Source organism: Microbacterium sp. AC215 (assembly GCF_979258645.1).
On record NZ_OZ409869.1, the window covers coordinates 3,292,218 to 3,307,240 of the forward strand.

At 68.3% G+C, this 15,023-nt stretch carries 11 protein-coding genes; 6 read left to right on the forward strand and 5 right to left on the reverse strand.

Annotated features, from left to right (window positions below):
- Window positions 1–9: 9 nt before the first annotated feature.
- Both ACZZZF_RS15985 and ACZZZF_RS15990 read right to left on the reverse strand, forming a co-directional pair.
- The gene (locus tag ACZZZF_RS15985) at window positions 10–2,346 is read right to left on the reverse strand and encodes a glycosyltransferase family 4 protein (protein WP_463499560.1); all 2,337 of its coding nucleotides are present in this window, start codon (window positions 2,344–2,346) and stop codon (window positions 10–12) included.
- A gap of 15 nt (window positions 2,347–2,361) precedes the next feature.
- Window positions 2,362–3,402 (reverse strand): hypothetical protein, encoded by a 1,041-nt coding sequence (locus ACZZZF_RS15990; RefSeq protein ID WP_400341746.1) that lies wholly within the window; start codon window positions 3,400–3,402, stop codon window positions 2,362–2,364.
- Window positions 3,403–3,426: 24 nt separating this feature from the next.
- Between ACZZZF_RS15990 and ACZZZF_RS15995 the strand changes: the two genes are divergently transcribed.
- Window positions 3,427–4,476: a hypothetical protein gene (locus tag ACZZZF_RS15995; protein ID WP_053097498.1), complete on the forward strand. Its 1,050-nt coding sequence runs from the start codon at window positions 3,427–3,429 to the stop codon at window positions 4,474–4,476.
- A gap of 16 nt (window positions 4,477–4,492) precedes the next feature.
- Here ACZZZF_RS15995 and ACZZZF_RS16000 read toward each other — a convergent pair whose 3' ends face one another.
- Window positions 4,493–6,826, reverse strand: coding sequence for a glycosyltransferase (locus tag ACZZZF_RS16000; RefSeq protein WP_400341748.1), 2,334 nt, complete (start codon window positions 6,824–6,826; stop codon window positions 4,493–4,495).
- 40 nt (window positions 6,827–6,866) lie between these two features.
- Between ACZZZF_RS16000 and ACZZZF_RS16005 the strand changes: the two genes are divergently transcribed.
- The 5 genes from ACZZZF_RS16005 to ACZZZF_RS16025 all read left to right on the forward strand — a co-directional run bounded on the left by ACZZZF_RS16005 (window position 6,867) and on the right by ACZZZF_RS16025 (window position 12,929).
- Window positions 6,867–8,033 (forward strand): nucleotide sugar dehydrogenase, encoded by a 1,167-nt coding sequence (locus ACZZZF_RS16005; protein WP_400341750.1) that lies wholly within the window; start codon window positions 6,867–6,869, stop codon window positions 8,031–8,033.
- 103 nt (window positions 8,034–8,136) lie between these two features.
- The gene (locus ACZZZF_RS16010; protein ID WP_053097495.1) at window positions 8,137–8,988 is read left to right on the forward strand and encodes an ABC transporter permease; all 852 of its coding nucleotides are present in this window, start codon (window positions 8,137–8,139) and stop codon (window positions 8,986–8,988) included.
- Window positions 8,981–10,657, forward strand: coding sequence for an ABC transporter ATP-binding protein (locus ACZZZF_RS16015; protein WP_463499562.1), 1,677 nt, complete (start codon window positions 8,981–8,983; stop codon window positions 10,655–10,657). The genes ACZZZF_RS16010 and ACZZZF_RS16015 overlap by 8 nt, the downstream gene beginning before the upstream one ends.
- Window positions 10,658–10,722: 65 nt before the next feature.
- The gene (locus ACZZZF_RS16020; RefSeq protein WP_463499565.1) at window positions 10,723–11,826 is read left to right on the forward strand and encodes a hypothetical protein; all 1,104 of its coding nucleotides are present in this window, start codon (window positions 10,723–10,725) and stop codon (window positions 11,824–11,826) included.
- On the forward strand, window positions 11,823–12,929 hold the full coding sequence (locus ACZZZF_RS16025) for a glycosyltransferase family protein (RefSeq protein WP_372983969.1): 1,107 nt from the start codon (window positions 11,823–11,825) through the stop codon (window positions 12,927–12,929). Before ACZZZF_RS16020 ends, ACZZZF_RS16025 begins: the two co-directional genes overlap by 4 nt.
- On the opposite strand, the gene ACZZZF_RS16030 is transcribed toward ACZZZF_RS16025, so the two are convergent.
- Both ACZZZF_RS16030 and ACZZZF_RS16035 read right to left on the reverse strand, forming a co-directional pair.
- Window positions 12,930–13,895, reverse strand: a complete 966-nt coding sequence (locus ACZZZF_RS16030; RefSeq protein WP_400341756.1) for a glycosyltransferase family 4 protein — start codon at window positions 13,893–13,895, stop codon at window positions 12,930–12,932. It lies immediately after the preceding gene.
- Window positions 13,892–15,019 (reverse strand): glycosyltransferase, encoded by a 1,128-nt coding sequence (locus ACZZZF_RS16035; protein ID WP_463499567.1) that lies wholly within the window; start codon window positions 15,017–15,019, stop codon window positions 13,892–13,894. Before ACZZZF_RS16035 ends, ACZZZF_RS16030 begins: the two co-directional genes overlap by 4 nt.
- Window positions 15,020–15,023: the final 4 nt, after the last annotated feature.

Here is a 15,023-nt window from a genome sequence, read left to right on the forward strand (position 1 = left end):
GATCTCTCGTTATCGGCGCCGCAGTATGCGTGTGACCTTCGTCGCCGCCGGTCGCAGCCAGGGGGCCGCATCGATGACGCGACGGCCGATGGGGGTAAGCACGCGTTCGATGCGGATTCCAAGAGCCGGCCGCGATGAAGCGGCGAGCGCGGGTGCGCTCGTCGTGGACCGGGCCGGTGCGGGACGCGGGGGTGGCGTGCTTCGCTCGGCGAAGAAGACGAGCAGCTCGAGCACCTTGCGTCCGTCCTCGAGCGTCGGCTCGGGGGAGAGCTCCGGCGCCAGCTCCCCGCGCAGCAGCTGCGAGTAGAGCTGGGAGAAATCATGCGAAGTCGCCTCGACAGCAGCTGCCACCGAGGCGCGGGACATCGCCTCGTACAGCGCCGGATCCACGGCGAGGTCGGCGATCGCCCCGGCGAGAGCCTCGGGATCCTGCTGGGGGGTGGAGATGACTCCGTCGTTGCCCTGGATGAGCGAGAGCCACGGCAGGTCGTACATCGCGATCGGAAGACCGCGCGACTGCGCCTCAGGCAGCGTCAGAGGGTAACCCTCGATGATGCTCGTGTTCACGAAGACATCAGACGAGTCGATCACTTCGAGCAGATCGGCACCGTGCCGGGGGCCGATGGCTTCGACACGCTCCGAGACGCCGCGGGCCTCGGCGAGAGCCAGCAGCCGATCCGCACTCATATCGGCCCAATCAGGACCGACGATCCGCAGGCGGAAGTCGACTCCGAGCCGCTGCAGTGCCGCGGCGACCTCGACGAGCTGCGTGACCTTCTTGGTGTGCTCCTCGAGCCGGCCCCACCAGACGAGCTCCAGTCGCCGGTCGAGCGGCGCAGGCTTCGGGCCGCGCACTTCGCCGGCGGCGAGGAGGAACGGCGACGGTGGGTTCGGGAGGTAGCTGACATGACGGATACCCCGCAGCTTCCAGAACGCCACATCCAGCGGCGAGAGCACCACCAGGTGTGCGAGAGCCCGGAGGTGGGTGTGCAACAGCGTCTGCAGGTCGTTTCCGTTGTAGGTGGGCCGCCCGGCGAAGTTGTGCATCCACCCGACGGTCGCCGACCCCGCGGTGCGGGCAGCCAGTGCGAACGACGGCCAATCTCGGGAGTACAGGACGCGGTGATCGACGACCACATCGACGTCGAAGCGGCGGCAGAGCTGCGCCCACTGCATCACGCGCTGACGTCGGCTGATGCCGGTCAACTGCACGAGCGTCACGCCCTCGGGCACGAGCGACTCGGCGCTCCCCGCGCGGTGTGTGGCGATCGTCACACGATATCCGGCTCCGATCAGGATCCGCGCCTGCGCGAGCAGCACACCGGAGACTCCGCCCGTGGTCAGGACGTTGGTCGTCAACAGCACGCTGTGCACCGGAGTGCGACCGAGTTCGAGGCGTTCCCCCTGAGCGACGAGCGCGGGGATCGTGTCGGGAGCGAACGTCACGGCGGCTGAGATGAGGTCGAGGTCGGTGACGCAGGCACGCAGTGCCTCGTACCCGCGGGCGCGCATCTCCGGCGGCAGCGAGGTGAAGGCGTCAAGCGCTTCCCCGATGGCAGTGAGGTAGGCCGCGATGTGGCCGTCGAGCAGCGGTTCGGGGTCGGAGCTGTGACGGGCCTGCTCCCGGATGGTCGCCTCGATGGCCCGGAACGACGCGATGCGATGCAGTGCCCGATCGAGGCGGTGCTCCGGCTCGGTCTCGATGTCGCGACGGGATGACCGGTGCAGATACTCGACCGTGCTGACAGCTGCGTACGATGTGGCCGATGCATAGGCGAGCAGCACGGTCGCGCGGTCATCGAGCGGGTGGTCGGCGGCGGTCGCGGCGTACGCCTGTCTGAGCAGACTCGTCTCGAACAGGTGACGTGAGATGTCCAGTTCCGCCGCTGTGTCTCGCGGAACGAGGCTGCGCAGGATGTCGACTCCGCGGAGGGGGCGGGCCTCGACGGTGCGCTTCACACGGGAGCGGGCGCCCTTCGTCGCCGGGAGGGGGAACCCGACGAGCTGCGCACGCGACTCCACTGCGCGGCGGTGAAGGCGCATCGCCGTGCCACGCTGCACTGCGTCTCCAGGTTCGAGCACCAGCACATACGGTGCGCGCGCAGCTTCGATGCCGGCCCGACGCAGCTGCGCGTGAGCGGAATCCGACGGCTCGGTGATGATGACGACGCGTTCGTCGGAGAAGTGGGTCATCGCGCCGGAGCCGGCACCGCCTGCGCGGACGCACACGACCTCGATCCGGGTGAGCGACTGCGCGAGACAGGAGCGGATGCTGCGATCGACGGCGTCCGAGTCTGCGTCCGCAGCGATGATGAAGGAGACCAGGGGAGTCGAGGGCGTCGTCATGGGATCGGGTGGCGGTCAGCGCGCTGCCGCCGCGGCGCGATACACGGCGCGATACTGCGCGCTGATTAGGTTGGGTGCCCGCGATTCGAGGTTGGGTCGGCCGGTGGGGGGATCCGCTCGGAACGAAGCGAGCGTCTTCTCGAGCTCGTCGGCCGTCAACGGGCCGCTGTGACGCCGCACCCAGGACGGGCCGACCTCTTCGGCCAGCGACCGCGTCTGCTCGGTGTCTTCGACGAGCACCGGCCGGTCCAGGGACAGGGCGAGCATGAGGATGCTCTGGGACTCGTAGGCCTCGGCCGCTCCGACGATCACGATCTCGGCCTGACTCACCTCGGAGACGCAACTGGCATCGGAGAGGAGTTCGTCACGGAGTGACATCGAGTCGGGGTGGTCCGCGAGGGTTCGCATGTACGCTGCCTCGTGTTCGACTGGCACCTTGCCTGCGACGCGCAGCGTCCACGCGGGAAGGTCTGCGAGGCCGAACACCGTGAGAGCGGCTCGGCATGTCGGATGGAGCGTGGTGACCGCCGTGATCAGCACGCGCCCTGGCACGGACTCCTGCCGAGGAAAGCCGAGGAACCGGTCCCGCATGTGGCTGTGGGCGACGACCTGCGCCGATCGGCCATCCGCCGCAGTCGTGGGGTGCAGAGCGAGCACCGCAGCCGCGGCGCCGTCCACGATGACTTCTGCTCGAGAGTCGGGGCCGTTCGCCTCCTCGCCGCGGAGTGTGCGCACGAGTGCGATGCGTCGGCGCCGCAGAAGCCGGATGAAGCGCTTCGCACGCCTCGTGCGGTCGCGAGCACTGCGGTCTCCGAGGACGCTCGAGATGTCGGTGAGATGGATCACATCCGCCCCACGCGCGCGAAACGGGTCGGTGCGGAACTCCAGCACGACATCCTTCGGCGCCCGCCCCTCCGAGTCGTCGCCGATGAGCTGGTCGACGTAGTCGACCCGATATCGCGGGGGACGCGAGGTGACGAGCACCGTCGGAACGGAAGCCTCGGTCGCGCCCTGTTCAGTCGCTGCCCCGGTCCTGGGAACGGGCACGGAGAACACAGAGCCACCATATAGTGGGGTGCAGTGATTGTGAAACCGACTCAGCATGTCTTCGCCCATCTCAGCGGGCAGGACGACAACCTCGGCGACTCTGCCCTGCGGCTGGCGTATCTCGCCGCACTTCGAGGCCCGGGGCGGCATGTGCACCTGCACCTCGGGGAAGCGACGAGCGACTTCATGGCGGGGTTCGCACCTGCGCCCGATCTCACCATCTACAGCGCGAGAGCGCAGTGGTCAGCTGCCGAAGCCGCGACGGCTCGCCCGGTGCTGGCGTTCAACGCCGGTGAGATCAATCCGCGTACCGGCCACTTTCCCGTTCCGACACGTGCGGCCGAGTGTGCGCGCGCTCTCGACGCGGGCGGGACGGTGATCTTCGCCGGCCTCGGCATCAAGAACGTCGACAAACTGCAGGGTGTCGCCTTCGACCCGGTCATGCGCGAGGCCCCGGTGATGTCGTGGCGGGACCGGGGGTCTCGCGACGGCGCCGGCTTCGGTGATTTCGCGCCGGATTGGGCGTACTCGGAGGGAGCGGCTGTCGACGAGTGGGCGCCGGCTGCCGGGCGGCCGCTCATCGCGGTGACGATGCGCTTCGACCGGGCGTGGCCGGGGGAGGAGTGGCTCGCATCCGTCCGCGCGTTCGCAGCTGCGACGCAGACCCGAATCGTCACCGTGGCGCAGGTGGCGCGTGACGCGCCACGAGGCGTTCACCTCGCGCGCGCTCTCGGCGGCGAGTACGTGATGCCCTCGAGCATGCGGCACGACGTCCTCGACGAATACGTGCGCGCCGTGTACCGGCAGTCGCTCGCCGTCATCAGCGACCGGGCACACGGCCTCATCATCGGCGCGACTGAAGGCGCTCATCCGATCGGCTCGGGAAGCGACCCGAACAAGATCTCCCGCCTGCTGACGGCGGTGGGGCTCGGCGCCCTCGTAGGTGGGTACGACCAGTTCGACGACTTCGCCCGTCGATTCGAGACTCACCTTCCGACGCTCGCCCCCGCGGTGGACGCCGCTCGCGTCGATATCGCGGGCCTGACCGCGCGCATCCACGCGGCGATGGATGCTGTGGCGTAACGCCGGACATCACAGGTCAGCGCGCGCCGAGCCATCTCTTCGCGCGGTGCGCGAGCGGCTGCAGCCCGGGCACCCGTCGCAGCGTCGCGCGCCCGAGCGGTGCTGCCGACTGCCAGACGCGCGTGCCCCACGTCGATGAATCGGCGGATGCGACGGTGCGGCCCTCGGCGCGCTGGGCGAAGAACACCAGCAGACCGAGCAGCTGCCTGGCATCGTCGAGCGTCGGCTGCGGTGAGAACCTCGGCGGAAGCGCACCGGTGACCACGTCGCGGTAGAGCTGTGCGAAGTCGTACTCACGCGACCGTGACGCAGCATCCGACGAGGCCAGCGACAGCTGCACATAGCGCTCCGGATCCTCGAACGTCTCCGCGAGTCGGGAGGCGAGCCCGCGCCTATCGCCCTGGGGCACGGCGACGACACCCTGGTTGTCCTGCACGAGCGTGAGCCAGGGGAGCTCGTACATGAAGACCGGGAGCCCCCGGGCCTGTGCTTCGGCGATCGTGAGCTGATACCCCTCGATGATGCTGGTCGAGACGAAGGCATCCGCGGAGTCGATGGCCGAGACCAGCGCAGCCCCTCGCAGAGGCCCGACGGCGACGACGGCATCTCCGACGCCGCGACGACGCGCGAGGGCGTTGAGCTTCTTCGCGGTGACGTCATCCCAGTCCGGGCCGACGATCCGCAGTGTGAAAGGCACGCCGAGGGCGCGCAGCTGCACTCCGACCTCGACGAGCTCCCGCACCTGCTTGGTCCGCTGCTCGAGTCGCCCCCACCACACCAGCTCGAGACGGTCGGACGGCGGCGTCTTCGCACCTGTGTGAGCCGCCGACTCGAGCATCAACGGCGAGGGCGGGTTCGGCAGGTACGCCACGTTCTCGATGCCGCGCAGGCGGAAGTAGGCGACGTCGAGCGGTGACAGCGTGATGAGCTGAGCGAGCGTCGGACTGCAGTGCTCGATCAGGGTGAGCCGATCGTTGCCGTCGTAGACCGGTCGAGCGACGAAGTTGTGCAGCCAGCCGATCGTCGCCGCGCCCTCGGCTCGTGCCACGAGCGCGAACTCGGGCCAGGTGTCGGTGTAGAGCAGTTGGTGGTCGATGACCACGTCGACCTCGTGGGCGCGACAGATCTCGGCCCACTGCGTGAGCTGGGCGGGCAGTTGACGTGAGGTCAGCTCGACGAACGGGATGCCGGCGGGAAGAACGGTCGCGTCGCTGCCGCCGTTGCGGGCGACGACGGTCACCCGGTAGCCCGCCTCATGCAGATAGCGCGCCTGCGAGGTGAGCACGGCCGACACGCCGCCGGTACGGAGGGTCGACGTGACGAGCAGGATGCTGCGTGCGGGCCGGTCAGGCAGCCCCTGCCACGTCGTGTGGAACCTGAGAGCCTTGAGAGTCGCCGGATAGAACCGCGCAGCGGCATGGATGATGTCCGGGCCGCTGACGACCGTGTGCAGATGTGCGAGAGCGCCGTCGAGCATGCCCTCGTCGCTGTGCTCGACCAGCTGGAAGCACACGTATCCGATGATCGAGAAGCGCACCGACGCGTAGGTGTCGCGGACGAGGGTCGGATCGGCATGTGCGGTTGCGAGTGCCTCGACAGCCGATCCGATCACGTCGACCGAGCGGATCGCCCCTGTGTAGAACCGCGCCCGTTCGAGGGTGTCGACCCGGTGCCCGCTGCCACCGCGACCGAAGTGATAGCGGTACAGCTTGTCGGGGACCGCCGCGTAGCTCTCGGCGAGTATGGCCACGAGGAAGAGAAGCGGCAGGTCGTTGATGCGCGGGAGCACGAGGTCGTCGGGGACGAGGGAGTACGCCTCGCGCAGCACGCTCGTGCGGAAGAGGAATCGCCAGAGCTGACCCTGAGCAGGCTTTCCCACCGGGAAGAGGGCGCGCAGCACGTCATCGCCGGCGTGCGGATGCTGCGGCGGCTGCAGGCGCACCTCGTACGGGCTGCCGGTGCGGCCGTCGCGCTCGATCACCGTGACACCGAACCCGACGATGTCCGCGTCCGTCTCCTCGGCCTTCGCGACCGCGACCGCGGCGGCATCCGGGGTCAGCTCGTCGTCGCCGTCGAGGAACATCACGCGATCGGCGCTCGCCGCGAGGATCCCCGTGCGGCGAGCCTGGAAGGCCGACAGGTTGCGTTCGTGGCGCACGACGCGCACTCGCGGGTCCCGTAGCCGGAATCGCTCGAGCACGCCGGCAGTGCCGTCGGTCGAGGCGTCATCGACGCAGATGATCTCGATGTCGACGAGGCTCTGCGCGAGGGCGCTCTCGAGAGCCGTCGCGACAGTCGCGTCGTCACCCGAGACCGGTATGACGATGGAGAGCAGAGGGCGCGGTGTCATCGCGCACGAGTCTATCCGCGGGCCGGGATAGCCTGAGGGCATGAAGATCGCCATCGCCGGGACCGGATACGTCGGCCTGTCCAACGCCGTCATCCTCGCCCAGCACCACGAGGTGTTCGCCGTCGACATCGACCCGGCGAAGGTCGAGATGCTCAGCCGCAGAGTCTCGCCCATCGCCGATGTCGAGCTCGAGGACTACCTCGCCACGCACGAGCTCGACCTCACGGCGACGGTCGATGCCGACTCCGCCTACCGGGATGCCGAGTTCGTCGTCGTCGCGACTCCGACGAACTACGACGAGGTCACCAACTACTTCGACACCTCGTCGGTCGAGAACGTCATCGACACCGTGCTCGCGGTGAATCCCGACGCCGCGATCGTGATCAAGTCGACCGTGCCGGTCGGGTTCACCGCGCGTATGAAGGCGGAGCATCCGCAGTCGAAGATCGTGTTCTCCCCGGAGTTCCTGCGAGAGGGGCGCGCGCTGCACGACAACCTCTATCCCTCGCGCATCGTCGTCGGAGACCGAGGCCCCGTCGGGGAGCGCTTCGCCGCCCTTCTGCTCGAGGGCGCGATCGCCACCGACGTGCCGGTGCTGCTCACCGAGTCGACCGAGGCCGAGGCGATCAAGCTCTTCGCCAACACCTACCTGGCGTTGCGAGTCGCGTACTTCAACGAGCTCGACACCTACGCGGTGGTGCACGGGCTCGACACGAAGCAGATCATCGAGGGTGTCGGACTCGACCCGCGCATCGGGTCGCACTACAACAACCCCTCCTTCGGCTACGGCGGATACTGCCTCCCGAAAGACACCAAGCAGCTGCTGGCGAACTACTCCGAGGTGCCGCAGAACCTCATCGCGGCGATCGTCGACGCCAACAGCACCCGCAAGGACTTCGTCGCCACCGACATCCTCGCCAGAAAGCCGCGCACCGTCGGCGTCTACCGCCTCGTCATGAAGTCGGGGTCGGACAACTTCCGCGCGTCATCGATCCAGGGGATCATGAAGCGCATCAAGGCGAAGGGCGTCGAGGTGGTCGTGTACGAGCCGTCACTCGACGAAGACGAGTTCTTCCACTCGGAGGTCGTGCGCGATCTCGACGAGTTCAAGTCCCGGGCCGATGTCATCATCGCCAACCGCTCGACCGATGCGCTCGACGACGTCGCCCATAAGATCTACACGCGCGACATCTACGGCCGCGACTGACCGACGCTCAGACGACGGATAGTCGCTGGGGTAGCATGTTCCGATATGCCGCCCTGGCTCTTGGACGTCTCGCGTCAGGGTAGAGAGAGGTAGAGGAATCCGAATGGGAGCGATCGCTGCGCCCGCGGTTGCCGGTCTGACCGAGGTGGGAACCCGCCCTCGGCTTGGCGGCTATCTGGCAGAGTCATGGCGACTTCGCGCGTTCGCAGTGCGGCTGGCAGGCAGTCGCCTGATTTCGGGTCTGTTGCCGAATCGCCTCGGTGTGCTCTGGATCGTCCTCAAACCGCTCTCGCTCGCGATCACGTACGGCGTGATCTTCCACTTCATCCTCTCGGGCGCCGCCCGGCCCGAGAACTTCGTCCAGTTCCTCATCGTCGGCGTCTTCGTCTTCGAGTTCTTCACAGGCTGCTTCGGCAACGGCTCGAAGGCGATCACCAGCAACAGCAAGCTCGTGCAGAGCTTCGGCTTCCCGCGCGTCCTGCTCCCGCTCTCGGTGATCGTCGAGCAGGCGATGCGGATGATTCCCGTCGTTCTGCTCCTCGGCATCCTTCTGCTCATCCTGGGCGAGCCGATCTCCTGGTCATGGTTGCTCATCGTCCCGGTCCTCGCGGTCATGGGCGTGTTCAACTTCGGGGTGGCTCTCATCGTCGCTCGGATCTCTGTGCGCACGAGAGATGTGCAGCAGCTGATCCCGATCGTGACCCGTGTGCTGTTCTACGCCAGCGGCATCTTCTTCGACGTCGACGGAGCGCTCGCCGACTATCCGACGCTACTGACCATCGTGCACCTCAACCCCATCTACGAGTTCATCGCCATCGCACGTGACGTGCTGCTCGATGGGTACACGGCTCCGTTGCTCGTATGGGTCGCTGCTCCGATCTGGGCACTGGTGGTGCTCGTCGGCGGCATCATCTACTTCTGGCAAGCCGAACCGAAGTATGGCCTCAGTGACTGATCTTCTTCTCCCCGGCCAGAAGCCGGCCATCGACGATCACGCGCCCCGAGCGATGATCGTGGCAGACGATGTGCACATCAACTATCGCGTCTACGCATCGGGCAAGCGGATGACCACCCGCGAATCGATGTTCAGCCTGCGCTCGCTCAGAGGGGGACGAGACCTTCAGACCGTCCCCGCACTGCGAGGAGTGAGCTTCACGGCCTCTGAGGGCGAGTCGATCGGCGTCGTCGGACACAACGGCTCTGGCAAGTCGACGCTCTTCCGGGCGATGACCGGGCTGATTCCGCCTTCGGACGGGCGCATCTTCGCCCGAGAGCGTCCTGTGCTCCTCGGTGTGAACGCGGCTCTCGTACCCGAGCTCTCGGGTGAGAACAACATCCGCCTCGGGCTGTTGGCGATGGGCTTCACACCTGAGGAAGCTGCCGAGCACGTCGACGAGATCGCCGACTTCGCCGAGCTCAACGACTTCATCTACCACCCCATGCGCACGTACTCATCCGGCATGGCGGCACGGTTGCGATTCGCGATCGCATCGGCGAAAGCGCACTCGATCCTCCTCATCGACGAGGCCCTCGCGGTGGGAGACCGGCGATTCCGGACCAAGAGCGAGAAGCGCATCAACGAGCTGCGTGCCAGCGCCGGTCTCGTGATGATCGTCAGCCACTCCACGAGCTCGCTGAAGGAGACCTGCGAGCGGGTGCTGTGGGTGCACAAGGGCGAGCTCATCGCCGACGGCCCCACCGACGACGTCATCGCCGAGTACATCGACTGGACGAAGAACCCGGGGTCCAGCGCCGTGGGTGCGGCCTCCGCGCCCAGGCCCTCGACGAAGAACGCCCCCGTGGCCGTCGGTTTCGATGCCAGTGACGTTGATGACCCGCAGGGTGCTCGGTCGACGAGCGGCGCGCCCGCGGCGGCCGCGATCTCCTCCGATGCCGGAGAGCCGCGCGCTCTCGCCCGGCGCGACAGGCACCGTCGGGCCGAAAGGCGCACGAGGAAGCGCAGCGCCCTGCTGATGGTGCTCTCCGGGGTCGCCGTGCTGCTCGCGGTCGCCGCCGGTGCGATCATCGGCACGCTCAGCAGCGTCGCGGCACCGGCCGGAGCCGAACCGTCCACGCGACCGACGCCGCAGCAGTCCACTCCTGCGGCGGACCCCGTGATCAAGAGCTTCACCGCGAATACCGCGACAGTCGAATGCGCCTCCGAGGAGGCCGAAGACGCACAGGTGCTGCTGAGCTGGCAGATCGATGACGCGAAGAGTGTCGCGATCGCAGCGGCCGAGACGCAGGTCGACGCGCTCGAGCTCCCACTCGCTGCAGCCTTGCCGGCGAATCTGACCGACCGAGCCGTTCCCTTCTCCTGCGCGACCGAGGCCGTCGTCTACACGGTGACCGCCGAGAACGAGGATGGCGTGAGAGTCAGCGCCCCCGTAACGGTCACGCGCGTGCTCCCGGTCGAGACCGAAGAACCCGACTACGAGGCGCCCCGGCCCGACCCGCGGCCCTCGCAGCCGAGCGAACCCGAGCCGGTCGCCCCGCCCGCCCCTGAGGTGCCTGTCGAGCCCGAGCCGACCACGCCGCCCACGGAGCCGACGCCGGAGCCCACGACGCCGCCGATCACCGAGCCTCCCGTCTTCGATCCGGGAACCGGCACGACCATCCCGTGAGCGTGCGGGGCGGCCGCACCGCATCCGAGAACAGCTCCCCTCGGGGAAGCGAGGAGATGTACCTCATGCGCCGCCGGGAATCACGATCGTCCAAGGCGTCCCGAGCGACCCGAACCTTCGTGTCGCTGACGGGTCCCGCCGGCAACATCGGTGACGCGCTGATCCGCCGCGAGACCCTCGGGTGGTCGCTGGGCACGAGCGACGAGCTGGTCGCGTACACGGGGGATGCGCCCGATGTGTGGCTGAGGCAACTGGGCCTGCCTGCTGAGGCCATCGTGCTTCGGAACAAGAAGTCCGTGCCGCGCTGGCTCCGGCTGCTGGTTCTCGCCCCTCGTCGCCCCGTGCTGGTGTTCGAAGCCGGTGAGATCCCGCTCGACCGAGGCAACGGTCTGCGAGAGCTGGTCTTCCTCGTCGAGACCCTCATCGTCCGTCTCAAGGGAGGGATCGTCGTCCGTCCGCCGCGCGGTATCCGAGCGCCGTCGCAGCCCGCGCTCGCCATTCATCGCCTGGCAGCTCGTCTCTCGCAGGTGACGCTGTGGCGCGACGAGGCGACGCTGAGGACCGCGCGATGCGGTCGGCTCGCTCCGGACATCGGATTCTCCGCCGGCTCGCGCCTCGGAATCCCGTGGGGCGAGCGCCCCGAGCTTCTGGTGAGTCTGCGCGGCGCGCGTCCTCTGCCGGATGCAGACTGGCTCGCTACGGTGCGTGAGGCCGCTGAGCGCGCCGGCCTCTCCATCCGTACCGTCGTCCAGGTGCGGGAGGACGAGAGCCGAGCGCGAGAGCTCGCACAGCTGCTCGGTGGTGAGTTCGAGGCCTGGGGCGACACCGATCCGCTGGCTCAGGAGGAGCGCCTCCGGCAACGCTACGACGCGGCGCAGGTCGTCATCAGCGACCGCATGCATGTGCTTGTGCTCGCCGCTCTGAGCGGGGCGGTTCCGCTCGAACTGGTTCCCGGCCCCACGATGAAGATCACGAAAGCCTTCGCCGCCATCGGACTGCACGGCGTCTCCGTCGACTCGTCTGCGAGCGATCCGACTCGTATGCTCGCTGCGCTTCTCCCGACGCCGGAGCGCGCATCGGAGGTCTCCGAACGCGTGCGTCACGCGGCGGCGACTCTCGAGGGCATCCAGCACGAGATCCGTGACGCCGTGCGCAGGGCGCGAGCATGACCGATGCCACGGGGCGAGCCGGCGCCTCGCCCGCGCGCATCCTGTTCCTCTCGCACAGCCATCCGTTCGGCGCCTTCCGGGTCGGCAGTCACCACTACGCCCGTGTGCTCTCCCAGCGTGGAGCGGACGTCGTGCATCTGAGCACTCCGATCTCCCTCGTGCATCGGCTGACCGGACGAGTGGACAGACAGCAGCTGGCACGCGTGCCGCGTCGCGCTCGGCGAGATGACGACGGGGTCCTCCAGGTCGTCCCGCGCACGATCCTGCCGGCGCCTGTCGGAGCCCCCAGTGTGGCTCGGATGCTGCAGCGTGAGGGCATCTCCGCAGGATTCGACGCCGTGCTCATCGATCAGCCACTGCTCTGGGACCACTCCGTGCGATCGCTTTCGGAACGCGTGATCTATCGACCCACCGATCTGTACCCCGGTGGGCTGAAGAATGCGCTGCAGCGGCGCATACTCGCCGAGGCCGACGGTGTCGTCGCCACCTCTGACGAGGTCCTGCGAGGGCTCGGAGCGCTGCACGTCCCCTCGCTCGTGCTGGGCAACGGGGCTGAGGTCGCGCGCTTCGCACAGCCAGCTGCCGAGGCTCGTCCCCGTCCGGCGCGGTGCGTCTACGTCGGGGCGCTCGACGATCGCTTCGATTGGGAGCGCGTCGAGGCCTGGGCCCGAGCGCGACCAGAGGTCGAGTTCGTCATCGCCGGCCCCGACGGCCGACCGCCGCGGCCCGTGCCGTCGAACGTCGACGTCGTCGGCCCCGTCCCCTACGCCGACGTTCCGGCGTTGCTGCACACGGCGCGCGTCGGCCTCCTGCCGTTGTCCGACAGTCCCCTCAACGCCGGTCGAAGCCCGATGAAGCTCTACGAGTATCTCGCGGCAGGTCTCGCCGTCGTGGCGCGTGAGACGCCCGGCATCCGCGCCTCACCCGATCTCGGCATCGAGGTGTACACCGACGTCAGTGACGCGGACGCCGCGCTGGAGCGCGCCCTGGGGCACCCGTCACCGAATCGTGCCGGTGGACAGGCCGCGTCCTCCGCCTCGTGGGAGCACAAGACCGATTCGCTGGAGGAGTTTCTCCCGTCGGTCCGGCGACGCAGAGCGTAGTCAGTCGAGCAGTCTGGTGATCGTGTCCGAGATGATCGCCGCGGTGCGGTTCCAGTCATAGCCGTCGGGCGGAACGACCCGTCGCTCGGTGGCCACCGCCTCGGTCAGCGCGCTCGCCCACTCCTGCGCATCGTCACGGGAGGTCACCGCGTGACCGCGATCTTCGACGATCTCCGCGACCGATTCGCACCCGGCCCAGTACACGACGGGCGTTCCGCAGCGAATCGACTCCAATGCGGGAAGACCGAACCCTTCCAGGGTCGAGGGCATCACCGTCGCCGCGGCGCCCCGGTAGAGGTCCGCCAGCTTCTCGTCGTCGACGCCACTCACCCAGCGCACTCTCGTGTCGACGCGCCGGTACGCCGCCCTGGCGTCGAGGTCGGCGATCTCGCGCTCGGGCACGACGGCGACCAGGCGAACGTCGCGCGCCGAGACCAGGGCGTCGAGCACGACGTCGAGGTTCTTGTGGGCACGGCCGTTGCCGACGAACAGGACGTAGGGGTCGGACTGCTCCGACGTGCCTGCGCGCGGGTGGAACGCATCCGAGCATCCGTTGCCCGCGTTCACGATCTCGACGTCGTCGTCGTCCACCCATGAACGGAGCGCTCGAGCCGATGTCTCGGAGACCGTCAGCACGACGCCGGCTCTGCGCACGACGTTCCTGACCGGGCCGGAGTAGTAGGCGGCGAACTTCCACCCTCCGAGCCCCGGACTGCTCAATTGGATGAGATCGTGCAGGGTGAGCAGCTGCTTTCGAGCGCGCAGGAGCGCGCCATAGCCGGGCGAGTAGACGAGGGCGTCGGGAGCGGTGGCGGCACCCACCGAGCGGAACGCATCGACCGCGGAGAACGGGGTGCCAGCGAGGTGCAGGGGCTTCCAGGGCAGGCTCAGCCGGGGGAGGACCTCCGCGGCGTATCGGCCGATGCCGTGTGCGCCGCGGTATCGGTCATCCACGAGAACGGTCATGCGCTCCTCGCTTCCGACGAGTGTGCGCCATCGACCGACTCCGCCACCCACTCCCTGATGCGATCCGCGAACACCGCTTCGGAGAACTTCATCGCCTGCGCGCGGCACGCGTCGGGTGAGACACCGGCGGCCACCTCGACGGCTCGGCGCAGCTCGTCGCGCGTCCAGCTCTCGACGAAGGCGCCGGTGGTGCCTTCGACGATGGTCTCGGTCGTACCGCCCACGGGTGCGGCGATCACCGGTCGACCTGCCGCCATGGCCTCGACCGGGACGATGCCGAAATCCTCGACCGCAGGGAAGACGAGCGCGATGCAGCGCTGCAGCAGCGCGCGGTAGAGCTCCGCTCCGGGCGACCTCACGAAGAAGACCCGACCCGGCGCGCGCTCTTCGGCGAACGAGCGCAGACGATCCTCATCCGGTCCCGCACCCGCGAGCACGACCGGCATGTCGGCGGCGTTGCCGGCCTCGATCACGAGATCCAGTCGCTTGTAGGGGATGAACCGCGAGAAGCCGAGGAGGAAGGTCTCGGGCAACTGCGCGAGCGCGTCCTGATCCCGTTCGTCCGGTTGAGGTGCGCGGAGGAAGCCGGTCACATCGACGGGAGGGTGGATCACCGTGCTCTCGCGATGCCATGCCTCGGCGATGCGCTTCTGCACGAACACGCTGTTCGCGGCGATCGCGACGGGCTCCTGGGCCCTCCGGCGATCCAGCCCCTTCAGCAGCGTCGCAGCGGCCCTCGCGGCGAACGTGTTGCCGCGCACATCGAGCTCGGGGTTCCAGATGTAGCGCGCCGGGGTGTGGGCGTAGACGAGCTTCGGGGCGCCGCGCCCGGAGCCCCCGAATCTCGCATGGTGCGCGAAGAGATGCGAGCTCGTGAGGATCCAGTCCGCATCGACGCTCGGAAGAGTCCGCCAGGCGAGCGGCATCAGACCGACGGCTGCGGCCTTGCGTCCGCGCAGCGGTGTGCGGGCCAGCCATGTCTCGCCATCGACGACGAAGCGGCCTTCGCTTTCATTCCACAGGCAATAGCGCGCTGCGTCCGGGAAGACCCGGCTGAGTGCCTCGAAGACGTTCTCGGAGCCGCCTCTCGGAGCGAGCCATTCGTGCACCAGCACACCGCTCACAGCG

Bases quoted from the DNA above. Each gene is read 5' to 3' on its own strand.
- ACZZZF_RS15985 (WP_463499560.1), bottom strand. From the start codon at position 2,346: ATGACGACGCCCTCGACTCCCCTGGTCTCCTTCATCATCGCTGCGGAC.
- ACZZZF_RS16000 (WP_400341748.1), bottom strand. From the start codon at position 6,826: ATGACACCGCGCCCTCTGCTCTCCATCGTCATACCGGTCTCGGGTGAC.
- ACZZZF_RS16005 (WP_400341750.1), top strand. From the start codon at position 6,867: ATGAAGATCGCCATCGCCGGGACCGGATACGTCGGCCTGTCCAACGCC.
- ACZZZF_RS16010 (WP_053097495.1), top strand. From the start codon at position 8,137: ATGGGAGCGATCGCTGCGCCCGCGGTTGCCGGTCTGACCGAGGTGGGA.
- ACZZZF_RS16020 (WP_463499565.1), top strand. From the start codon at position 10,723: ATGCGCCGCCGGGAATCACGATCGTCCAAGGCGTCCCGAGCGACCCGA.
- ACZZZF_RS16025 (WP_372983969.1), top strand. From the start codon at position 11,823: ATGACCGATGCCACGGGGCGAGCCGGCGCCTCGCCCGCGCGCATCCTG.
- ACZZZF_RS16030 (WP_400341756.1), bottom strand. From the start codon at position 13,895: ATGACCGTTCTCGTGGATGACCGATACCGCGGCGCACACGGCATCGGC.